General features: G+C 61.6%; 18 protein-coding genes. 3 read left to right on the top strand and 15 right to left on the bottom strand.

Going from position 1 to position 21,281, the window contains the following annotated elements; all coding sequences use genetic code 11:
- Nucleotides 1-3 precede the first annotated feature (3 nt).
- The 4 genes from ACJ8IM_RS14045 to aaeX form a co-directional block, all read right to left on the bottom strand.
- Nucleotides 4-465: a ribonuclease gene (locus ACJ8IM_RS14045; protein ID WP_047570407.1), complete on the bottom strand. Its 462-nt coding sequence runs from the start codon at nucleotides 463-465 to the stop codon at nucleotides 4-6.
- Between the two features lie 280 nt (nucleotides 466-745).
- On the bottom strand, nucleotides 746-2,713 hold the full coding sequence (gene aaeB / locus ACJ8IM_RS14040; RefSeq protein ID WP_039569416.1) for a p-hydroxybenzoic acid efflux pump subunit AaeB: 1,968 nt from the start codon (nucleotides 2,711-2,713) through the stop codon (nucleotides 746-748).
- Nucleotides 2,713-3,648 carry a p-hydroxybenzoic acid efflux pump subunit AaeA gene (aaeA, locus tag ACJ8IM_RS14035; protein WP_074026964.1) on the bottom strand — a complete coding sequence of 312 codons (936 nt, stop codon included), beginning with the start codon at nucleotides 3,646-3,648 and terminating at the stop codon, nucleotides 2,713-2,715. The genes aaeB and aaeA overlap by 1 nt, the downstream gene beginning before the upstream one ends.
- Before the next feature lie 7 nt (nucleotides 3,649-3,655).
- Nucleotides 3,656-3,859: a p-hydroxybenzoic acid efflux pump operon protein AaeX gene (aaeX, locus tag ACJ8IM_RS14030; protein ID WP_039569422.1), complete on the bottom strand. Its 204-nt coding sequence runs from the start codon at nucleotides 3,857-3,859 to the stop codon at nucleotides 3,656-3,658.
- A 314-nt stretch (nucleotides 3,860-4,173) separates the two neighbouring features.
- Here aaeX and aaeR point away from each other — a divergent pair, with 314 nt between their 5' ends.
- A complete protein-coding gene (gene aaeR, locus ACJ8IM_RS14025; protein WP_025304394.1) occupies nucleotides 4,174-5,085 on the top strand; it encodes an HTH-type transcriptional activator AaeR in 912 nt (303 codons plus the stop codon).
- On the opposite strand, the gene ACJ8IM_RS14020 is transcribed toward aaeR, so the two are convergent.
- Together ACJ8IM_RS14020 and ACJ8IM_RS14015 are read right to left on the bottom strand one after the other, a co-directional pair.
- On the bottom strand, nucleotides 5,076-5,420 hold the full coding sequence (locus ACJ8IM_RS14020; protein WP_060429136.1) for a hypothetical protein: 345 nt from the start codon (nucleotides 5,418-5,420) through the stop codon (nucleotides 5,076-5,078). The genes aaeR and ACJ8IM_RS14020 overlap by 10 nt on opposite strands.
- The gene (locus tag ACJ8IM_RS14015) at nucleotides 5,417-5,692 is read right to left on the bottom strand and encodes a zinc ribbon domain-containing protein (protein WP_033636165.1); all 276 of its coding nucleotides are present in this window, start codon (nucleotides 5,690-5,692) and stop codon (nucleotides 5,417-5,419) included. Before ACJ8IM_RS14015 ends, ACJ8IM_RS14020 begins: the two co-directional genes overlap by 4 nt.
- A 207-nt stretch (nucleotides 5,693-5,899) precedes the next feature.
- Between ACJ8IM_RS14015 and uriH the strand changes: the two genes are divergently transcribed.
- Together uriH and ACJ8IM_RS14005 are read left to right on the top strand one after the other, a co-directional pair.
- Nucleotides 5,900-6,841 (top strand): uridine-preferring nucleoside hydrolase UriH, encoded by a 942-nt coding sequence (uriH, locus tag ACJ8IM_RS14010; protein ID WP_033636166.1) that lies wholly within the window; start codon nucleotides 5,900-5,902, stop codon nucleotides 6,839-6,841.
- Nucleotides 6,842-7,532: 691 nt separating this feature from the next.
- Nucleotides 7,533-9,215, top strand: a complete 1,683-nt coding sequence (locus ACJ8IM_RS14005) for a PglL family O-oligosaccharyltransferase (protein ID WP_101455687.1) — start codon at nucleotides 7,533-7,535, stop codon at nucleotides 9,213-9,215.
- A 45-nt stretch (nucleotides 9,216-9,260) separates the two neighbouring features.
- Here the strand turns inward: ACJ8IM_RS14005 and ACJ8IM_RS14000 are convergent, their stop codons facing one another.
- From ACJ8IM_RS14000 to mreB, 9 genes are all read right to left on the bottom strand, one after another.
- Nucleotides 9,261-10,025 carry a CDP-diacylglycerol diphosphatase gene (locus tag ACJ8IM_RS14000; RefSeq protein ID WP_101455688.1) on the bottom strand — a complete coding sequence of 255 codons (765 nt, stop codon included), beginning with the start codon at nucleotides 10,023-10,025 and terminating at the stop codon, nucleotides 9,261-9,263.
- A 123-nt stretch (nucleotides 10,026-10,148) separates the two neighbouring features.
- Complete coding sequence (gene tldD / locus ACJ8IM_RS13995) at nucleotides 10,149-11,594, bottom strand: metalloprotease TldD (protein WP_101455689.1); 1,446 nt, start codon at nucleotides 11,592-11,594, stop codon at nucleotides 10,149-10,151.
- 7 nt (nucleotides 11,595-11,601) lie between these two features.
- Entirely contained in the window at nucleotides 11,602-12,462 is an 861-nt protein-coding gene (nit1, locus tag ACJ8IM_RS13990; RefSeq protein ID WP_033636170.1) for a deaminated glutathione amidase, read from the bottom strand.
- Nucleotides 12,459-16,262, bottom strand: coding sequence for an AsmA2 domain-containing protein YhdP (gene yhdP, locus ACJ8IM_RS13985; RefSeq protein ID WP_060453147.1), 3,804 nt, complete (start codon nucleotides 16,260-16,262; stop codon nucleotides 12,459-12,461). The genes nit1 and yhdP overlap by 4 nt, the downstream gene beginning before the upstream one ends.
- An 87-nt stretch (nucleotides 16,263-16,349) precedes the next feature.
- Entirely contained in the window at nucleotides 16,350-17,819 is a 1,470-nt protein-coding gene (gene rng, locus ACJ8IM_RS13980) for a ribonuclease G (RefSeq protein WP_016930237.1), read from the bottom strand.
- 38 nt (nucleotides 17,820-17,857) lie between these two features.
- Complete coding sequence (locus ACJ8IM_RS13975; protein WP_041036858.1) at nucleotides 17,858-18,442, bottom strand: Maf family protein; 585 nt, start codon at nucleotides 18,440-18,442, stop codon at nucleotides 17,858-17,860.
- Between the two features lie 10 nt (nucleotides 18,443-18,452).
- Nucleotides 18,453-18,941: a rod shape-determining protein MreD gene (gene mreD, locus ACJ8IM_RS13970; RefSeq protein WP_004936918.1), complete on the bottom strand. Its 489-nt coding sequence runs from the start codon at nucleotides 18,939-18,941 to the stop codon at nucleotides 18,453-18,455.
- Nucleotides 18,938-19,963: a rod shape-determining protein MreC gene (gene mreC / locus ACJ8IM_RS13965; protein WP_033636173.1), complete on the bottom strand. Its 1,026-nt coding sequence runs from the start codon at nucleotides 19,961-19,963 to the stop codon at nucleotides 18,938-18,940. Before mreC ends, mreD begins: the two co-directional genes overlap by 4 nt.
- 94 nt (nucleotides 19,964-20,057) lie before the next feature.
- A complete protein-coding gene (mreB, locus tag ACJ8IM_RS13960; RefSeq protein WP_003855260.1) occupies nucleotides 20,058-21,101 on the bottom strand; it encodes a rod shape-determining protein MreB in 1,044 nt (347 codons plus the stop codon).
- Nucleotides 21,102-21,281: the final 180 nt, after the last annotated feature.

Genomic DNA, 21,281 nt, shown 5'->3' with positions numbered 1-21,281 from the left:
AACTCACTCCACACGAATGAAGTTTTTGTAATGGTCGCGCGTGACGAAGATCAGACCGTCGCTCGAATACAGCAGGCGATCGGCGCCGCGCCGGCCACACTGATAATTGATGTCCGCTTCGCGCCAGACCCGGCCGCCGGCGCTCGGCAGTTGCCCTTCACGGTTAGAGAACCGATCGCCGCCGATCGCCTTGCCCGGCAATACCGCACAGAGGTTGCCTGAACGCGGATCCCAGCCCTGCTCGCGCGCCTGCTTCTTGGTGACGTAATAGCCCGGCAGCCGCTGATGCTGCTGCAGGTAACTCACCACCGTTTGCTGCTGCGTGAGCCGATCGATGCTCTGCTGCTGCCCCGCCGGCGCCACCGCTGCGTTGCCGTCGATCGCACGGTGCTCGTTGCCGCGCAGCGCGCTGAAGACGGCGATGACCACGGCGATGACAATCGCCAACAGAATCCGCTTGTTCATGACATTCCCTGAAATTATGCCGCCGAAGGCGCCACAGCGCCCCCAGGCTAGTTAGCTATATAGTCGACCTGGATGAAACTAAGATGACCGGCACGTCACATTTTCGCGGCGGTAAGAGTTTCATCCATTCATGACAATGATGCCACTTTCCAGCCGTTCTGGCACTCGGAGTCGCTCTGAAAACGGGCCGCCCCACATGAGACGGCCCGCCGTGCCAGGCGCTGCTTTCAGTATAGTCGGGGAAGGCGCCGCACAACGCGGCGCAACAGGCGGGAACGCATCAATCGATCAAGGCGTGGCGATAGCGATGCAGCATGTCGGCCAGGCGCTTCACCGGCCCGGTGACGCTGAGCGGCGCCTGATTGTCTACCAATTTTTGCTGGTACTCGTTCATTTCACCCAGCAAGCGATCGTAGTAATAGGCGCGCTTGACGTCGTTTTTGGCCGAGACCACCCGATCGGCGGTGCTGCGGATCTGGCGGTGGAAAGCCGACAGCTCTTCACTGACCGGAATCTCCGCCCGCTGCATCCGCTGGTGGGCGATGATCAGGTTCAGCGCCAGACGATACTTGGCGATGTCGTTCGGGAACATCATCAGCAGCTGGTTAAGCTGTTGATACAGCGCAGGCAGGTGGTTCTGCCGACGGCGCGCCGCCTTGGTGGTCAGCGCCGACACCGCGCTGCTGACGAACTGGTTGAGCAACGTGCGGCCGGTACGTTCGCGCGAATTGTCGCGGATCAGCAGCAGCACCATCAGCCCGACGCAGCTGCCGAGGAACTGGCCGAGCGCTCCGTCGAGAAACTGGGTGACGTTGAACTCCATCGGGTTGCTCAGCACCAGAATGTTGATGGTCCCTGCCAGCAGCCCCAGCGAACCGAGCCGCCGCTTCTGCACCTCGATGCCGATGAAAAACGCCAGCAGGCCGAGGCTGAGGCACAGCAGCAAAATGCTCTGCTGCGTCGCCGGCAGGATCACCATGAAGAACAGGGAGCCGACCGGGATCGCCGCCAGCATGCCCAGCACGAAATCCATCGCCACCATGCGCGGCGCCGGGGTGCGCATCGCCAGCGAGGTGATTACCGCAATGATCACCATAAAGCCGCTGCCGGACGTCCAGCCGGTCCACAGCCACAGCAGGCAGCCGAACGCCGTGGCCACAAAGGTGCGCAGGCCGTTGATCATCGCATGATGCCCTTCCGCCGAGGTCGGCTTGACCACGGTTTCATTGCTCAACACGTCCTCTTCCACCGCGCTGATGCTGCCGTTGGTGTGTACGCCCTTCGACAGCAGCAGGTAGCGCGTTGCCGCGCCGACCCAGCCAGTGAGGGTCGGCAGCGTTTCTTCGGAGCGATGCGTGGTCAGCACCTGGCGCAACAGCTTCATGCGCCTGTGGATCTCCTGCGGGGTTTCCGCCGGCACCATCAGCTGTTCCCGCAGGCTCGCTTGCAGCGCGTCCGGGTGATTCAACAGGATCAGGTAGGTTTCGCAAGCCTGGGTAATCAGCGTCAGCGACAGGGTATGCAGCGCCTTCACCCGGCGATTGACCTTCTGCCAGCGCGAAGACTCCATCATCAGGTTGTTGCGCATGCCGTCCAGCGCCGTGGTGCTCTTCACCAGATTGCTCCAGGCGCGGTCGATGTCTTCTTTGTCGGCGTTGCTGATGCACATCTGCATCAGGCGATATTGATCCACCAGCAGCTGATCCACCGCCCGATCGATATCCTGCTTGATCGAACGCGGCGAGAACAGCAGATCCGCCAATACGGCGCTAACGATGCCCAGCACGATCTCGCTGCAACGCTCGATGGCGAACTGCGGCGCCTCCAGCAGATGGGCCTCGCTGGTGGCGACCGTCACGATGATGATCAGCGCGGTATAGCCGGCCAGGCCCCAGGCGTAGGAGTTCTCGACCTTGATCAGTGAAGAGAGCCAGGTGCAGAAACCGGCCCAGATGCAGCACAACAGCAGCATAACCACCGGCGCGCGGGCGGTGGTGATGATAATGAGCAGGCCGACGAAGCAGCCGATAAAGGTGCCGATGATGCGCAGCCAGCCGCGGTGGCGGATGGCGCCGGAGAAGGGTTCACCGCCGGCGGCAAAGGCCGGGCCGGCGGCGACGATGGCGGCGGTCATCGCCGACCAGCGCGGGGTTTCCAGATTGAGATGGAAGCCGACGAACAGCGCAAACACAATCGCGAAGCTGAGCTTGAAGGCGAATCTCAGCCGGATAAAGGTTGGGCTGTTCATTAGCCGAACTCACGCAGCCGGTGCATCAGGCGCACAAAAGGCGAGCCGCTGTCGGCATTGCGATCGTTCTTGCCGACGATCACCACGGTGGCGGTGGTGCCGGCCGGGTACGGATGCTGTTGGTCCTTGGCGTCCAGCAGGATCTTCACCGGCACGCGCTGCGCCAAGCGCACCCACTCCAGGTTGCTGTCGATCGAGGCCAATCCTTTGTTGTTCACCGTGCTGCTGCTGTTGTTCACCGCCGCCGCCACGCTGTCGACGGTGCCGTGCATGATGCGGTTGCTGCCGAGCGGGGTGATCTCCGCGCGATCGCCCTTATTCAGGCCGTTCAGCTTGGTTTCTTCCAGGTACGCCAGGATGTAGAAGGAGTCTTTCTTCACCAGCGCCACCGCCACCGAACCGCGGGTGATGTATTCGCCGGCGTGTACGTTGAGGTTGGTGATCCAGCCATCGGCCGGAGCGCGCACCGTGGTGCGTTCCAGATCCAGCTGCGCCAGCTCACGCGTCGCCACGGCCTTCGCCAGCTGGTGTTGCACGGTCTGCAGCGAGTTGTTCGACTGGTCGATTTCTTCCTGCGACATCGCCTGCACGCCCAGCTTCACGCGGCGGCCGGCCTCGCGCCGCTTTTCCGCCGCCAGCGTCTGATAGTAGGCGACGTCGGCACTGGCTTCCGCCAGCGCCTGCTCATAGCGCGGCCGATCGACCACGAACAGCACCTGCCCTTTCTTCACCAATTGGTTATCCACCACCGGCACATCGGTCAGCAGGCCGCTGACGTCCGGCGCGATCGCCACCACGTCGGCGGTAAACTTGGCGTCACGCGTCCACGGCGACTCGGTGTAAAACACCCAGGCCTTGAATACCGCGACGATGCCCAGCAGCACAAGAATCAAAGTGATCGCGATTCGGGTTATTTTTATCGAAAAATTTTTCACAGCGACCTCAAACAAAAAGACATGAAATCAGATAAAACAAGCAGCAATACAGCGCGGTGTTAAACAGCGCCGGATGCCAGACAAAATCGTAAATCCCCGTCGGCTGCAGCAGGCGGCGCATGAGGAAAAACAGCGCCAGCGACACCAGCAGCTCGAAAAACACCGGCGGAAACGACAGTCCGAAGATGACCATAACCGGAAGCAAACTCATCACTTTTTCCTTATTGTTCACTGCGCCGGGGAAAGACAGGTCTCGCCATTCACATTCTCTTTACATTTTAGCGTGCGCGCGCCACAAATCTTGACCAGGCAGCTTGTCCAGGTCACGAACCCGAAAAAAGGTTAAACTTTGGGGCAGACATCCACGACAGGGATTGCGAGGGTGCCGGAGGAGCGGCAGGATTGCGTTGCCGATCGCTCTCGCACGTTGGTAAGGTCTATTCACCCGACCACGTTATATTAGCCTGCTTACTATCAAGGCATCAACAATCTGTGATCTAAATCACTTTTAAGCCAGAGTGAATAATGGAAAGATTAAAACGGATGTCGGTATTCGCCAAAGTGGTTGAGTTCGGGTCGTTTACCGCGGCCGCGCGCCAACTCGGCATGAGCGTTTCATCGATCAGCCAAACCGTCTCGAAACTGGAAAATGAGCTGCAGGTCAAGCTGTTGAACCGCAGCACGCGCAGCATCGGCCTGACCGAGGCCGGCAAAATCTACTATCAGGGCTGCCGACGCATGCTGCAGGAAGTCAGCGAAGTGCATGAGCAGCTGTATGCGTTTAACAATACCCCCGCCGGCACGCTGCGCATCGGCAGCTCATCCACCATGGCGCAAAACGTGCTGGCGAACATGACCGCCGAGATGATGAAAGAGTACCCTGGCCTGACGGTCAACCTGGTGACCGGCATTCCGGCGCCGGATCTGATCACCGACGGGCTGGATCTGGTGATCCGCACCGGCGCGCTGCAGGACTCCAGCCTGTTCTCCCGCCGCCTGGGGCAGATGCCGATGGTGGTGTGCGCCGCCAAAAGCTACCTCAGCCAGCACGGCACGCCGCAGAAGCCGAGCGACATGGTCAACTTTTCCTGGCTGGAGTACAGCGTGCGGCCCGACAGCGAATTTGAACTGATGTCGCCGGAGGGCATCACCACGCGCATTTCCCCGCAGGGGCGCTTCGTCACCAACGACTCCTCCACCATGATCCGTTGGCTGAAAAACGGCGCCGGCATCGCCTACGCCCCGCTGATGTGGGTGATCGAAGAGATCAAGCGCGGCGAGATCGAGATCCTGTTCAAAAGCTACCATTCGGATCCGCGGCCGATCTACGCGCTCTATACCGAGAAGGACAAACTGCCGCTGAAGGTGCAGGTGTGCATCAACTACCTAACCGACTATTTCGAACGCGTGGCGGCGGTCTATCAGGGCTATCGTTGAGCGGCGCCCAAATAGCGGTGCGCCAGCGCGCCCAGCAGCATCAGCGCCAGCATGCCGAGGCCCCACAGCAGCCAGACGGCGTAGCCCGCCCAGTTCAGCAGCAGAGGAAAATAGCTCGCCAGCCCGCTACCCAGCTGTTTCAGCCACGGCAGCCAGGCGTCCAGCACTGCCTGCGGCACCAGGCTCAGCGCGCCGTTCACCGGCAGCGATGCGCCGCCGGCCGCTTCCGCCAACGCCGGGAGCCAGGCCAGCACGCCGGCTACGCCCCAGGCCAGCAGCGTCCATAGCGCCATGGCGCCCAGCAGCAGCGCTAGCGTCCAACCGCCCCGGTTCACGGCACACCGCCGCCGCACTGCGGGCAAAAGCGGCTGCCCGACGGCAGCGGCGCGGCGCACTGGCCGCAGGTGGCGCTCAGCGCGGCAAACGGCTGACCGCAGCGGTGGCAATAACGCGCGCCCGATTTATTCACCGCCTGGCATTCCGGACACTGCGGCCCCGGCTCGCCATGCTGGTTATAGCGGTTGCCATGATGCCCGCCGCCGTGGCCCGCGCGCTGATGACCGCGGTTAATACCGCCTTGCCCCAACAACCTTTTCAGTAAGCTCATCCCGCCTCTCCTCTGTGCATTGACGCTGACCCTCACTGTAAACCCTGGAGTAACCTCCAGGGTAAAGCCCGGCGAGCAGGCTTTACGTTTCATTACATCGTAAAAGTGGCAAGGCTTTGATGCTGCTAACAAAAGCACCATCGGCATTATCCCACGCCGCCACGCTGCGTTATGCTGCGGGAACCTCTCCCTGCATCAGGAATAACCATGAAAAAAATCATACTGGACTGTGACCCGGGGCATGACGACGCCATCGCCCTGCTGCTGGCCTGGGGCAATCCGCAGATCGACCTGCTGGCGGTCACCACCGTGGTGGGTAATCAGACGCTGGACAAAGTGACGCGCAACGCGCTGGCGGTGGCGCGCATCGCCAATATCACCGGCGTGCCCTTCGCCGCCGGCTGCCCGCGCCCGCTGGTGCGCAATATCGAAGTGGCGCCCGATATCCACGGCGATTCCGGCCTCGATGGCCCGGTGCTGCCGGAACCTCACCTGCAGCTGGACTCGCGCCACGCGGTGGATCTGATCATCGATACGGTGATGGCCCACCCGCCCGGCAGCGTAACGCTGGTGCCGACCGGCGGCCTGACCAATATCGCCATGGCGGTGCGCAAAGAGCCGCGCATTGCCGAGCGGGTCAAGGAAGTGGTGCTGATGGGCGGCGGCTACCATGTGGGCAACTGGAGCGCGGTGGCGGAGTTCAATATCAAAATCGATCCCGAGGCGGCGCACATCGTGTTTAACGAAAAATGGCCGCTGACCATGGTCGGGCTGGATCTTACCCACCAGGCTTTGGCCACGCCGGCAGTCTGCGCGCGTATCGCCGCCCTCGGCACCCGGCCGGCCGCCTTCGTCGGCGAACTGCTGGCATTCTTTGGCCGTATGTACCAACAGGCGCAGGGCTTCAGCGCCCCGCCGGTACACGATCCTTGCGCCGTCGCCTACGTGATCGATCCGAGCGTGATGACGGTGCGCAAAGCGCCGGTGGATATCGAACTCACCGGCACCCTAACGTTGGGCATGACGGTCGCGGATTTCCGCGCGCCGCCGCCGCCGGACTGCCACACTCAGGTGGCGGTCAAACTGGATCAGGATAAATTCTGGGATCTGGTGGTGGATGCGCTGGAACGGATTGGCGAAGTGGAGTGAGGTCTGTGAAGCGTGGATTAACGCGCTTTTACAGGCGCGTTAATCCGTCTTGCGGCACGGCAACAGGGATAGGGGGATCATCACCCCTTTATTTCCACAGTAACAGAACAATCTTAATAAAATGGAGTTAAATAAAATTTAAAAACAACCTATAAAAAACAAGAAGAATCTTAATGAAAGTAAATACAGGTTAAATAAAGAAAATATAAAATAAAAATAAAAAACAGCGATAAATAAAACCACGATCGCCGTGCCGTCATTGGCAACAACGATTTAACAAGAAAATGCTTATCTCATTGGCTACATCGCCTGTCGGCCCAAGCGTTCGTTGTCGCACACACGGCGTTTTACTACGTACAAAAAATCTCAATATTTTGATTTAAATACAAAAATAAAATAAAAGATTAAAAATTGACTGGAGCAAGGTGAATTTGAGAAAATGACAACCCTGTTTTTTCAAACAAATAAAACACCCTTTGCAGGCAACTGAAATACGGCTTACCCCTTTTTATATAAACCGTCCCCGTGCTCACAGGGGAAAAACTTATTTATCGCTTCAACAGGAAGTCTTTTCAATTTCCATAAAAAATTTTAGGTATTGAAGCTTCAGCGAATTTAAACACCAGGATAAGGATAGGGAATCCTAATAATATGCATTCAATGATCGATATCGAAACATGGCAGGTTCACCATGACCGATAAAACCGCCATTAACGCACCGGCTATCGCCGTGCTGCCCCTGCTGCTGATCTGGATGGCGGCGATCCTGCCGTTTTATCACCCCAACATGGGCGGCGGCGGCCTGGCGCTGCCGCAAAACATTCTGGCCTGGAGCGCCATGGCGCTGACCACGCTGCTCGTGACCGCCACCGTTTGTGTTGGCCGTGCCCGGCTTTCGCTGACCCCTACCGCACGCCTGTTGCTGCTCGGCATCGCCGTACTGGCGCTGCCGCTGCTGTATACCCGCGCCGAGTGGCGCGAAGACGCCCTGTGGCGCTGCGCCGGTTTGCTCGGTGGCTGGCTGTTCTATGTCGCCTGCCTGCAGCTGCGCCTCACCGCCCGGCAACGCGATCTGTTGCTGTACGGCCTGCTGTTCGCCGTAAGCGTTCAGGCATTGCTGGCGGCGCTGCAGCTGTTCGCCCCCGCGCTGGCCTGGGTGGCCCCCAACGGCCGCCGGGTCTATGGCGTCTTCCAACAGCCGAACGTGCTGGGCAGCTTTATCGCCACCGGGCTGGCTTTGGCGCTCTGGCTGCTGCTTGCCCCCCTCTCCACGCCGACGCGGCGGCGGCAACTCCCGTTGCTCGCCCTGCTGGCCGCTTTCTCCGCCCTGCTGGTGCTGATCCAGTCGCGCGCCGCCTGGCTGGGCGGCACCCTGGCGGCGGCGCTGCTACTGTGGCGTTTTGCCCGTCAACGCCCGGCCGCAAGCCGCTGGGCCGGCGGCGCGCTGCTGTTGGGCATGGCGGCCGGTCTCACGGTGCTGTTCACCGGCCTTGGCCTGGATAGCCGCACCGGCCTGATCGGGCGGGAGCTTTCCAACAGCGCGCGCCTGACCATGCTGCATGACGTCGGCGCCATGATCCTGGCCAAACCGCTGCTGGGCTGGGGCTACGGCGGCTTTGAATACAGCTTCGCGCACTTCCGTCTGCAGGAAATGCCCTGGCGAGAAGTGCTGGAAGTCGCCGGGCATCCGCACAATGAAATCCTGCTGTGGTGGGTTGAGGGCGGCCTGCCGGCGCTGGCGGGGATCGTTATCGTCCTCGTCGCCGGCGCGCTGCTGCTGAAACGCGCCTGGCAACGGGATCGCGAACAGCCGGGCGGTGCGCGCGTCGGGCTGTTTCTGGTGCTGTTGCCAATGCTGGTGCACACCCAGCTGGAATACCCTTTCTATCTGTCTGCGCCGCATTGGCTGGCGTTTCTGCTGCTGCTGGCGCTGCTGGACGGCCAAACCGGCGAGCCCCGCCCACTGCCGTTCGCCAAAGCCCTGAGCCTGCCGGTGGCGATGGCGGCAATCGGCATGTTGGTGATGGCGATCTTCGCCTGGCAAGGGCGCATGGCGCTCACCCAATCGGAACGCACCATGCTGGCCTCCATCGACAGCATCGAGCAGATGCCGCCGCCGGCCGCCTGGATCTACCGGGAGCGCAAAACCTTCGACGAGCAATCTCACGCGCTGCTGGTCTATAACCAAACGCGCGATGATGCCCTGCTGACCGGCTATCGGCAGTGGGCCAATGCCTACCTGCAGCGCCGTATCGACGCCAACGTCTATGCCACGCTGATCATGATTTTGCGTTATCAGGGCGCTCAGGCGGAAGCAGACGCCCGCCAGCGGGAAGCCGCTTTCCTGTTTGCGCGGGATGCGCGGTTTAGGTAGGAAGAATAAGGTGAGAGCGCGTCGCTCTCACCTGCCGTCTTAAGATTAACGCGGCAAAATCGCGCACGTTTTGTCCAGCAGCGATTCTACCGAGGCGCGGTTGCCGACATCCCAGCCGCGCTTCGAGGCCAGCAAGATAAAACCCCGTTGGCCGGCAAACGTGGTCGGGACGACGGCCACGCCATACTCCGCCAGCTGCGGCGGCGACAGATGAAAATAATCCGCAAGATCCCTAATCGGGTAGATGCCCATCGCGGTCGGCTGCATCACGCGGCGGGCATAGTAGGTGTGGCGCAATAGTTTATCCGGCAAGGGGCGCCATTGTTCCTGTATGTAGGGGCGTTCCGCCTGCAGCTGGCGCCGCACATCCTCGCGCAGACAGGTCAGGTGAATGTGCAATTGGTTCTGGCTGCGGCCGTAAGCGGAGTTGATCGCCATGCCCAGACTGTCGTCCGGCACCGGCCCGCCATACTCGGCGGCCAGCCGGTAACGCATCAGCCATGCATAGCCAAAATAGTCCGTTCGTTCTCCGGCCAGCAGCAGCGGGCTTTCAATGCCGGAAAGCGGCGCCGTCGGCACCAGAATGAAATGATAGGGATAACGCGGGTTTTGCAGCACGCTAAGGCCCTGCGCTTTACCCTGCGGCATATAAATCTGCTCACACGGGGTCGGATCGCGCTTTTGCTGATAGTTGGCCATGCAGAGCTTATCGACCACGCCCCACAGCGCATCGGAACGGGCGCAGCCCGTCAGGGACAGAACGCCCAGCAACAGCAGCCAACGCCGGGCGGAGAAAGCCCAACGCGCCATCCTCGTATTGTTCCGTTTTTTCGCCACGTCAATTTCATTCCATCACTGGGCGCAGGCGCGCCTGCAAGGGCCGCAACATGGGGAATGGATAAAGGAGCCAGCGCGTGGCCCCTTGAGGAAAGATTACGCCGTGCCGCCGACGGTCAGCGTATCCAGTTTCAGCGTCGGTTGGCCGACGCCCACCGGCACGCTCTGGCCTTCCTTGCCGCACACGCCCACGCCTTTATCGAGCGCCAGATCGTTGCCGACCATCGAGATCTGCTGCATCGCCTCGATGCCGGAGCCGATCAGCGTCGCCCCTTTCACCGGTTTGGTGATGCGGCCCTTCTCGATCAGGTAGGCTTCGGTGGTGGAGAACACGAACTTGCCGGAGGTGATGTCCACCTGGCCGCCGCCAAAGTTCGGCGCGTACAGGCCGTATTCGACGCTGGCGATGATCTCTTCCGGCGTCGATTGGCCCGCCAGCATGTAGGTATTGGTCATGCGCGGCATCGGCAGATGCGCGTAGGACTCGCGGCGGCCGTTGCCGGTCGGCGCGACGCCCATCAACCGCGCGTTGAGTTTGTCCTGCATGTAGCCTTTCAGCACGCCGTTTTCGATCAGCACGTTGTACTGGCCCGGTACGCCTTCGTCGTCGATCGCCAGCGAGCCGCGGCGCCCTTGCAGGGTGCCGTCATCCACCACGGTGCACAGCTCGGAAGCCACCAGCTCGCCCATATGGCCGCTGAACACCGAGGTGCCGCGCCGGTTGAAATCGCCTTCCAGGCCGTGCCCCACCGCCTCGTGCAACAGCACCCCAGGCCAGCCGGCTCCCAACACTACCGGCATATTGCCGGCCGGCGCCGCCACCGCGCCGAGATTGACCAGCGCCATGCGCACCGCTTCTTTGGCATAGGCATCGGCGCGCACGTCGCCGTCGACTATTTCCAGGAAATAGTCGTAACCGAAACGGCCGCCGCCGCCGCTGGAGCCGCGCTCACGCTTGCCGTCCTGCTCCACCAGCACGCTGACGGAGAGCCGCACCAGCGGACGAACGTCCGCCGCCAGCGTGCCGTCGGTGGCGGCCACCAACACCTGCTCATAAACGCCGGTGATGCTGGCGTTCACTTCCTGCACCCGCGCATCGGCGGCGCGCGCCACTTTATCGACGCGGTGCAACAGGGCGATTTTCTCTTCGCGCGGCAGGCTTTGCAGCGGATCGAGCAGCGGGTACAGCGCCCGGTAACCGATTTCGCCCAGGGTGTACGCCCGCCCGTCGCCCTGCTCGCGCACGATGCTGCGCGCCGCCTGGGCGCTCTGCTGCAGCGCATTCAGGGTGATCTGATCGGCATAGGCGAAACCGGTTTTCTCGCCGCTGACGGCGCGCACGCCGACGCCCTGGTCGATATTGTAAGAGCCATCCTTGATGATGCCGTCCTCGATCACCCAGGCTTCGTGATAGCTGGACTGGAAATAGAGATCGGCGTAGTCGATACGGCGTTCTGCCAGTTGACCCAGTACCGAGTACAGGTCTTGATGACTCAGCTTGTTGGTAGCGAGTAACTGCTCACTGACAAACGTCAGGCTCATAATGGTTTCACTCTTGATTGGAGGATAACGTGTCAGACGGCGCCGTCAGCGACGTCTGGAATCGGTTGTGCTGCAGCACCGGCATCTGTTGCCGCAGGGGCTGCAGGCTTGTGGTGTCCACGCGCACCTTCAGCGCCGCCACGGCGTCCGGGTTCTCGGCCAGCACCTTGCCCCAGCCGTCGACAGCCAGCGTGTGGCCCCAGGTGCGGCGGGTCGGCCCGTGGCGCCCCACCTGCGCCGGCGCCAGGATCATGCACTGGTTTTCGATCGCCCGGGCGCGCAGCAGGATTTCCCAATGCGCCTCGCCGGTGACCCGGGTAAAGGCCGCCGGCACCGAAATCAGTTCAGCGCCCTGCGCCCGCAGCGCCTGGAACAGCGCGGGGAAGCGCAGATCGTAGCATATGGTCATACCCAAACGCCCGACCGGCGTATCCACCACCGTCAGATGCTGCCCGTGCTGGTAGGTATCCGACTCGCGGTAGTGGGCGTGCGCGTCGTTGATATCCACATCGAACATGTGCAGCTTGTCGTAGCGGGCGCGGATCTCGCCCTGATCGTCGAACAACAGGCTGCTGGTGGTGATAAGCTCCGGGTTTTCGCGGCTGATCAAGGGCATCGAACCCACCAGCAACCACACGCCATAGCGGCGCGCCAGTTCGCGCACCGCGTTCTGCAGCGGGCCATCGCCCTGTTTTTCCGCCTGTTGGCGATAGGCTGCGGAGTTGGCGAACAGCAGCGCGTTCTCCGGCGTCATGACCAGTTTTACCCCGGCATTGAGCTGCTTGATCTGCTGTTCAATCTGGGCCAGGTTATCGCGCACCTGATCGCCACTGCACAACTGCAACAACGCAACGTTAGCATTCCTCATGACGCCTTATCCTCCTTTGCCTTACGAAGTACCTCATTGATCTTCGGCTGGTCGAGATCGCCGCTGATATGGTAACGAATCAGCGAAATCTTGCTCCACAGCGGCCCCAGCACCTGCGAGGCGGCGAACACCGCCGCGCCGACGATCGGGTTAACGACAAACGCCGTGGCCACGCCGACCGTCGCCGAAATCGCCGGCGCCACCACCGCTTCCATATCGATGCGGCGGCGCGCCAGATCGATCTGGCCACTCATGGCGATATCCGCCGCCAGGCCGTCGATCAATAGATTATCAGTATGCATTATGCCATCTTTCAGCCAGGCGGTGCTGCGGATGGAATCAAAGTAGAAGCCTTTGCCGAAGGTATCGCTGAAATCGAACTGCAGCTTGCGCAGCAAGGCGTCGAAGCTGACCAGTCGCAGCAGCTGGCCGGCGCGGCCGCCGCCCATGCTGTCGATCTCGCCCTTGCCCATTTTAACCTGCAGCGCACCGCTCAGCGTATTGACCTGCGGCTGCCACGGCGCGCCGCGCCAGTACAAATCGAAGTCCACGTCGTAAGGCGCGCCTTTCAGCGGGATGGTGATGCCGAAGAAGGCGGCGGTTTCATCGATCTTGCCGCCGAGCAGCTTGCCTTTCAGCGAGCTGCGCTCTTCCTGCGCGTTCTGCTTCCACAGGCCGGTGGCGCTCATGCGCCCTTTGCCGGTATCGACCAGGCCGTGATCCAGCGTCAGGGTATCGCCCCGATTGCTCAGATCCGCCTCGACCTTGCCGAGGTTCTGCCCCAGCACCCAGCACGACTTGCAGCGCAGCATCAGCGAAGGCCAGTCGCGGAAGCTGACTTTCTCCGGCGGCGGTGGCGGCGAACCCGCCGCGCTTTTCGTCTCGGCGAACTGCGGGTTGTAGTACAGGTAGTTGATATCGGCGCGCCACGGCCCGCGATCGGCCACCCGCAGGCTGCCGTCCACTTCATCGCTCTTGGCGCTCACCACGGTGGCACCCAGCTGTTTTTCGGCCGACAGCGTCAGCTTATGCCAGGCCTGGCCGCCCAACAGCAGCTGCGGCGTGGTCAGCGCCACGGTGGTGGGGAAGCTGAAACCGCCCACCTGACCGCTGCCGCCGCCCTGTTTCAGCGCCGGCGCCAGCAGCGCCAGCCATTGCTCGCCGTCCAGCGCCGGCAGATTCAGCGTCATCGACTTGCCGGCCGGCAGCGGCGGCGTGCCGCCACCGTTGGTTTGCCAGGCGGCGCGCGCCAGATTCACCTGTTTTTTGTCGAAGTTCCATTCGCTGTTGAAGCGGTTCTGCTTGCCCGCACTGCCGGTCAACATGAAGCCGTTAAGACCGCCTTTGACCTTGACGCTCACCGGCAAGGCTTCGCCCGGCGCCTTGTCCAGCGGCGAAGGTAAGTGACTGCTCACTTTCCTTAGGTCTGCGTCAAGGCCGATATCGTAGCTGGCCGAGCCCTGATGCGGCAACGTGATGGCCACCTGACTCTGCCAGGGCGCGCTGCCGCTGAGCGCATCGGCGGCCTCTTTCGGCAGGCCGGGGAACTTGCCCGGCTGCCAGTCGCCCTTCAGGCCGACGTTGACCTTGTAGTCACGCTCGCCTTCCTGGGTGGTGAAGTTGACCGCCACCGGCTGCCCGAACCAGTTGGCCGACAGCGGGTCGCTCTGCAGGTTGCCGTTGTCGAAGCGGAACTTGCCGCTGAGCTTTTGCAGTTCGCTGTCCAGCGGCTTGATCAGCAACGAATTGTTGTTCAGCGCCACTTCACCGGTGGCTCTGACCTGCTCGCCGTCCAGGGGAATATCGAGATGTAAGCGCCCACTGACATCACCGCCAATCTGCAGTTGATCCAGCGCCGCCCCCAGCGAATCGTGCAGCGGCGTCTGCATGAAGTAGTCGTGCACGTCGCTGCCCGCACCCGCGACTTCGGCGTCGATCAGCAGCCGCTCTTTCAGGTAATCCGGGATCACCGCGCTGATATTTTTGCCCGCCACCTTGCCCAGCCGGGTTTGCGGCGCATGCATCCACAATCCCTCGTTGGCGAAATCGAGGTCGATCGCCAAATCGGTCAGCGCCGGCCAGCCCGGTTGGAACTGGAAGGTGGCGTGGCGCAGCGGCACGAAGACTTCGAACTGCCCTTCGTTCTTACGGTACGGGAAGTGCTGCGGATCGCCGGAATAAATCAGCGTGGCGTTATCCACCCGGCCGCCCTGAATGGCACCGCTCAGGTAGTCCACCAGATGCTTGCCCATCAGCGGTTCCGGGAAATAGCGCCAGGCCTCGGCGCCGTCATACAGGCGGATGCCCGCCAGGATATTCAGCCACGGATCGCCCTTGGCCGGCTGCTGATAACGGAAATCGCCGTTGACCCACAGCGACTTCGCCTTGACGTCCAGCCCCTGGCTCGCCAGCTCCCAGCCTTGATCGTTGTAACGCCAGGTCAGCGCGCCGCGCGCGCTGCTGATTTCAAGCGGCGCACGGAACATATCGCCGTAAGGCAAGGTGCTGCCTGCCAGCCCCAGCGTCAGGCGGCCGTTCTCCACCCCGCCGCTCAACGCGCCGGAGAAGTGGTTGACGCCGGGCAGCAGCTCCCAACGCTGCCAGCTGACATCGCGCCACAGCGCCTGGAAACGGCTCTTTTCCGGCTGCTTCAGTGGGATGTCCAGTGCCAAGGCTTCCATCTTCCCCTGCGGCTGCAGATCGTTCCAGCGATCGAGCACGTCCGGGCTGAGGAACGAGAAGGTCGGCAGCAGCGCCGACAGGCGCTCCAGCTGAAGGTTAGTCGCGCGCACCCGCAGCTCTTCATTCTGCGCCGGCCCCATGAACTCGGTGTTTTCCGGCAGCCACAGGGCGGAAAGCGCGCCCTGCGGCCAGGCCTGGCCGTCGGTGCTCAACCGCAGCTGCGGCACGTCGAGCTGCCAACCGGTGCCCTGGCGGCGCAGCGACAACGCCAGATTGTCCACGTCCAGCCGGTGCTGCGCGGCGCCGGTATCCCAGTTGGCCGCCCCCTGCTTGAGCAACGCATGGCCGCCGGCAATCTCGCCGTTCTGCACCTGCAGCCAGGCCGCCAGGCTGAAGTCGGCGCTTTCCAGCCCGGTGTTGGCGCGCAGCCAGCGGGTAAACCAGGGTTTCATGTCGATGTTATCGGCCTGCAGATAGACCGTGCCGGTGTCCAGCAGGCCCTGATTATCGCGCAGGTCCATGCGCAGCTGCACCACGCCGTGCTGGCCGTTCAGCGTCGACAGGCTGATCTGTCCCTCGGCGCGGTGGCGCTCGCGGCCGTTGAGCCAGGTCAGTTGGGGAATGTCGAATTCGGCGCGCGCGCCGGCAGGCGTCAGGAATGAGATACGGCTGTCGCGCAGATCGAAATGGTCGAGCTGGCGCAGCATCAGATCGCCGATTTTGCCCGGCTCAAGGCCTTCGCCCTGCCGGTCGCCGCCCAGCGTGGCGTTCAGATCGAGGCGGAATTGATAGAAGGTCAGATCGCGGAACTGCCAGCGCCAGTGCAGCAGCGATTGCCACACGTCCAGCGCCAGCGTCACGCGTTCGATATGCACATCGCTTTTGGGCAGCGTAGCGCTCAGGTTGCGCATTTCAAGCTGTGGGCCGAACGTTTCCCAACTGCCCTGCAGGAAATCCATCTGCACGGGCACGCCGGACAGCTTCTCCACCTGCGCCAGCAGTTGGGGACGGTAGTCGTTCAGCTTCGGCAGCATCAGGCGCAGCCCGCTGATCAGCAGCGCCACAATCACGATTAGGGTGGCGCCTGTTGCTAACAGAATCCCAGGCAGTCGCCTCACGCAGTTCTCCTTGCTCCGCTGCCTGGCAACGGGAATATCTATGCACTGACGGGCCCGGCATGCCGGGCCCTTACGATGTCGGACGGGCTACATCATGACGACGTCGAACTGCTCCTGGCTGTACAACGGTTCGATCTGCACCTTCACCTGTTTGCCGACGAAGATCTCCACTTCGGCCAGCGCATGCGACTCTTCGCTCTTCAACGCTTCGCCGACCGCCGCGGAGGCGTACACCAGGAAGCGATCGGAATCGTAAGCATGGTGCACGCGCACAATCTCGCGCAAGATCTCGTAGCACACGGTTTCCACCGTTTTCACGGTGCCGCGCCCATTGCAAGTAGGACAATCGTGACAGAGCACATGTTCAATGCTTTCACGCGTGCGTTTACGCGTCATTTCAACTAAGCCTAGCTGAGAGAAGCCGTTGATCGTGGTTTTTACCCGATCTTTACTCAACGCCTGCTCCAGCGAGTGCAGCACCCGGCGGCGATGCTCTTCGTTGTTCATATCGATAAAGTCGATAATGATGATGCCGCCCAGGTTACGCAGCCGCAGCTGGCGCGCGATGGCCTGCGTCGCCTCGATGTTGGTATTGAAGATGGTTTCGTCGAGGTTACGGTGGCCGACGAAGGCACCGGTGTTGATGTCAACGGTGGTCATCGCCTCGGTCTGATCGATGATCAGATAGCCGCCGGACTTCAGCTCCACCTTACGCTCCAGCGCGCGCTGGATCTCGTTTTCCACATCGTACAAATCGAAAATCGGCTGGCTGCCGGTATAGAGCTCGAGCTTGTTGGTGATGTCCGGAATGTACTCGCCGGTAAACTCCACCAGCAGATCGTGCGTCAGCCGCGAATCGACGCGGATGCGATCCAACGCCGCGCCGGCGAAATCGCGCAGGATGCGCTGCGCCAGCGCCAGCTCGCCGTACAGCTTGTATTTGGTCTGGTTGCGCTTCTTGCGCTCCATCACCTTGGTCCACAGGCGTTTGAGGAACGCGGCGTCCTGCGCCAGCTCTTCCTCGCCGATACCTTCCGCCGCGGTGCGGATGATAAAACCGCCCAGCTCGTCGCAGTGCGGCGCAACGATGGCTTTCAGGCGCTCGCGCTCGGCTTCGCTTTCAATGCGCTGCGAAACGCCGACGTGCGCCGCGCCCGGCATGAAGACCAGATAGCGCGAAGGCAGCGTGATGTCGGTGGTCAGGCGCGCGCCCTTGGTGCCGAGCGGATCTTTCACCACCTGCACCATCAGGTCTTGCCCCTGGCGCACCAGCTCGGCGATGTCGCGCACGTGGAAGTTTTTCCGCTCGTCGCCGGCGACGCATTCGGTATGCGGCATGATGTCGGAGGCGTGCAGGAAGGCGGCCTTGTCCAGGCCGATGTCGACGAACGCCGCCTGCATCCCCGGCAGGACGCGGCTGACGCGCCCTTTATAGATATTGCCGACGATGCCGCGTTTGGATTCGCGTTCGATATGGATCTCTTGCAGAATGCCGCCATCGATATAGGCGACCCGCGTTTCAGACGGTGTGATATTAACCAGTAGCTCAGCTGTCATGCCTTCTCCTCAGAGCCGGTCGATAATGGCAGCGCCCATCAACCGGTTCTTACATCACGTAATGCGACAAAATTACTGAGCAGCTCATGTGTTTCGACCAGCGGCAGACCAACCACCGCGTGATAACTCCCGGTTATCGTTCTGACGAAACAACCACCCTTTCCTTGAATTCCATAGGCGCCCGCCTTATCCATCGGTTCGCCCGTAGCAATATAGTCGCGGATATCCTGTTGTGACAGGCTGCGGAACGTCACGTCGGTCACCACCAGCTGGCAGCGCACGTCGTCGCGATCGGCGATCGCCACCGCCGTCATCACCTGATGCTGCTTGCCGGACAGCGCCGCCAGCATTTCCGCCGCATGGGCTTCGTCGCGCGGCTTCTCCAGCACCCGGCCGTTGAGCACCACGATGGTGTCGGCGCCCAGCACCGGCCGATCTTCCTGCGCCAGCGCTACGCCGGCTTTGGCCTTGTCCTGCGCCAGGCGGCGCACATAGGCTTCGGCGGCTTCGCCTTCCCGGCGCTGCTCTTCGGTATGCGTCAGCAAAATGTCGAACGACACGCCGAGCAGGGTCAGCAGTTCACGTCGACGTGGGGAGCCGGAGGCCAGATAAAGCGAAGTCATTGAGATACCCTTACTGTACGGCGAACTGACGGCGGATTTTGCGCATCAACAGGAATAACCACGGCCACAAAATGCCGTTTACCACACTACTCCAGAACACCTCTGGGCGGAAAGAGACGTTGATCACTAAAAACTCAGCCCAGAACACCACCACGTCCATCGACAGCGACAGCAGCACGACGATCAGCGCCTGTTGCCACAGCGCCATATTGCGGAACAGTTGGAATTTGAACGCCACCAGGTAGGCGATGATGCCCAGCGCCAGCGCGCGCACGCCCAGCGTGGAGCCGAGGATCAGATCCATGATCAGCCCCAGCACGAAGCCGGTGCCGACGTTGACCCGGTGCGGCAAGGCCATCACCCAGTAGATCAGGATCAACACCAGCCAGGAAGGCCGGAACATGTAGATCTGCTCCGGCCACGGCATGATTTGCAGCACCAACGCCACCAGGAACGACAGCCAGATTATCCAGCGCCCGTGGCTGCGGTAGCTGTTCATGGCACCACTCCCGCCGCGGCAGGCTGAGCTTGGGGCTGGACAGAGGCCGGAGCCGCGGTTTGCGGCGCCACCCCGGTGGCCGGAGCCGGCAGCTGCGGCCCGACGGAGCCGGCAGGCGGCAGCACCTGCGGCATCATCTGCATCAGGCGTTCATTGGCCACGCGGTGCACTTCGTCCGGCGGCAGCGGCATGTCGCCGTTGCGATCGGCGCCCCACAGCAGCAGCAGGTAGCGCAAGCGCTGCAGACCGGCGGTCGGCCGCGCCTGAATCACGGTGTAAGCGCGCTGGTTATCGACCTTGACCGAGGAAACCACCGCCACCGGATAGCCTTCCGGGAAGCGGCCGCCGAGGCCGGAGGTGACCAGCACGTCGCCAACGCGGATATCGGTGTTGTTCGGCAGGTGCTCCAGCTGCAGATCGTCGGCGCAGCCGCTGCCCGCGGCGATCACCCGAATATCGTTGCGCAGCACCTGGATCGGCAGCGCGTGCGAGGCGTCGCAGATCAGCAGCACGCGGCTGGTGACTTTCGCCACCGCCACCACCTGACCGACCACGCCCTTGTCGCTGATCACCGGCTGGCCTTCATAGACGCCGTTGTCCGACCCTTTGTCGATCACCACCTGATCGCTGTAAGGATCGGAGCCGGTGGAGATCACCTGGGTGACCATCTTGTGTTCGTCCTGGCGCAGCGGAGAACCCAGCAGCTCGCGCAAGCGGGCGTTTTCCTGCTTGAATTGGCCAAGAAGAAGAATATCGCTGTTTTTCAGCAGCAGTTCCTGCCGCAGAGCACGGTTTTCCAGCTCCAGCTGTTGGCGGGTGGCCAGCGTTTCTGACACGCTGTCCAAAACTTTACGCGGCCCGTTGGCCAGAAAATAGAAAGGGCTGACTGCGGTGTCCATGTAGTTGCGTATCTTCACGAACGTGCCGAGCCGGCTGTCGGCAACGATCAGGCCAATGGCCGCGATCACCGCCAAAAAAAGTCGCAGTTGCAGGGAAGGCCCCCTGCTAAAAATCGGCTTCATAAATTATGCGAGTTCCTCGACAACAGAAAGAGGAACCGTACCCGACTCTCGCTGTGCGCATTCATCCGATACGATTCCTCCTTCCAGGGGCTGACTATTCTTCGCTGAACAAATCGCCGCCGTGCATGTCGATCATTTCCAACGCCTTGCCGCCGCCGCGCGCCACGCAGGTCAGCGGATCTTCCGCCACCACGACCGGGATGCCGGTTTCTTCCATCAGCAGGCGATCGAGGTTGCGCAGCAGCGCGCCGCCGCCGGTCAATACCATGCCGCGTTCGGAAATGTCGGAGGCCAATTCTGGCGGGCACTGCTCCAGCGCAACCATCACCGCGCTGACGATGCCGGTCAGCGGCTCTTGCAGGGCTTCGAGGATTTCATTGGAGTTCAGGGTAAAGCCGCGTGGTACGCCTTCGGCCAGGTTACGGCCGCGGACTTCGATTTCGCGCACTTCATCGCCCGGATAGGCAGAACCGATTTCGTGCTTGATGCGCTCGGCGGTCGCTTCGCCGATCAGCGAGCCGTAGTTGCGGCGCACATAATTGATGATGGCTTCATCGAAGCGGTCGCCGCCGATGCGCACGGAAGAGGAGTACACCACGCCGTTCAGCGAGATCACCGCCACTTCAGTGGTACCGCCACCGATATCCACCACCATGGAACCGGTCGCTTCGGAGACCGGCAGACCAGCGCCGATCGCCGCCGCCATCGGCTCTTCAATCAGGAACACTTCACGCGCGCCGGCCCCTTGGGCGGACTCGCGGATAGCGCGGCGTTCAACCTGGGTCGCGCCGACCGGCACACAGACCAGCACGCGCGGGCTTGGGCGCATGAAACTGTTGCTGTGAACCTGTTTGATAAAGTGCTGCAGCATTTTTTCGGTCACGAAGAAATCGGCGATCACGCCGTCTTTCATCGGGCGAATAGCCGCGATGTTGCCGGGGGTGCGGCCCAGCATCTGTTTGGCGTCATGACCGACGGCCGCGACGCTCTTTGGGGAGCCGGCACGATCCTGACGAATGGCAACCACCGAAGGTTCATTCAGTACGATGCCTTGCCCTTTAACATAAATCAGGGTATTGGCGGTACCCAAGTCGATGGACAAGTCGTTGGAAAACATGCCACGAAATTTCTTAAACATAACGAAAGGATAATCCTGCAAGCTGGGGGCGGAAAATAAAATCCGCCTACTTTACCAACCACACGAAGCAGCGACAAGGCGCAAAAACGTTCTACTTCGGTGAAAAATAGTCTGTATTGTTTCTGCTCGAATGCACGGAAATTGGATGAGGCCTGAATTCCCTGAACAAAGGCTCAGTTT

The organism is Serratia sp. CY33525, assembly GCF_052169115.1.
Lineage (GTDB): Bacteria > Pseudomonadota > Gammaproteobacteria > Enterobacterales > Enterobacteriaceae > Serratia > Serratia sarumanii.
This window is presented reverse-complemented; position numbering and strand designations above follow the sequence as displayed.

What these genes read in the sequence shown, in the direction of transcription:
- tldD (WP_101455689.1), bottom strand. Translation starts at nt 11,594, where the DNA reads ATGAGCCTGACGTTTGTCAGTGAGCAGTTACTCGCTACCAACAAGCTG.
- uriH (WP_033636166.1), top strand. Translation starts at nt 5,900, where the DNA reads ATGAAAAAAATCATACTGGACTGTGACCCGGGGCATGACGACGCCATC.
- mreC (WP_033636173.1), bottom strand. Translation starts at nt 19,963, where the DNA reads ATGAAGCCGATTTTTAGCAGGGGGCCTTCCCTGCAACTGCGACTTTTT.
- aaeB (WP_039569416.1), bottom strand. Translation starts at nt 2,713, where the DNA reads ATGAACAGCCCAACCTTTATCCGGCTGAGATTCGCCTTCAAGCTCAGC.
- aaeR (WP_025304394.1), top strand. Translation starts at nt 4,174, where the DNA reads ATGGAAAGATTAAAACGGATGTCGGTATTCGCCAAAGTGGTTGAGTTC.
- ACJ8IM_RS14015 (WP_033636165.1), bottom strand. Translation starts at nt 5,692, where the DNA reads ATGAGCTTACTGAAAAGGTTGTTGGGGCAAGGCGGTATTAACCGCGGT.
- ACJ8IM_RS14000 (WP_101455688.1), bottom strand. Translation starts at nt 10,025, where the DNA reads ATGGCGCGTTGGGCTTTCTCCGCCCGGCGTTGGCTGCTGTTGCTGGGC.
- rng (WP_016930237.1), bottom strand. Translation starts at nt 17,819, where the DNA reads ATGACAGCTGAGCTACTGGTTAATATCACACCGTCTGAAACGCGGGTC.
- ACJ8IM_RS14005 (WP_101455687.1), top strand. Translation starts at nt 7,533, where the DNA reads ATGACCGATAAAACCGCCATTAACGCACCGGCTATCGCCGTGCTGCCC.
- aaeX (WP_039569422.1), bottom strand. Translation starts at nt 3,859, where the DNA reads ATGAGTTTGCTTCCGGTTATGGTCATCTTCGGACTGTCGTTTCCGCCG.
- ACJ8IM_RS13975 (WP_041036858.1), bottom strand. Translation starts at nt 18,442, where the DNA reads ATGACTTCGCTTTATCTGGCCTCCGGCTCCCCACGTCGACGTGAACTG.
- mreB (WP_003855260.1), bottom strand. Translation starts at nt 21,101, where the DNA reads ATGTTTAAGAAATTTCGTGGCATGTTTTCCAACGACTTGTCCATCGAC.
- nit1 (WP_033636170.1), bottom strand. Translation starts at nt 12,462, where the DNA reads ATGAGGAATGCTAACGTTGCGTTGTTGCAGTTGTGCAGTGGCGATCAG.
- ACJ8IM_RS14045 (WP_047570407.1), bottom strand. Translation starts at nt 465, where the DNA reads ATGAACAAGCGGATTCTGTTGGCGATTGTCATCGCCGTGGTCATCGCC.
- mreD (WP_004936918.1), bottom strand. Translation starts at nt 18,941, where the DNA reads ATGAACAGCTACCGCAGCCACGGGCGCTGGATAATCTGGCTGTCGTTC.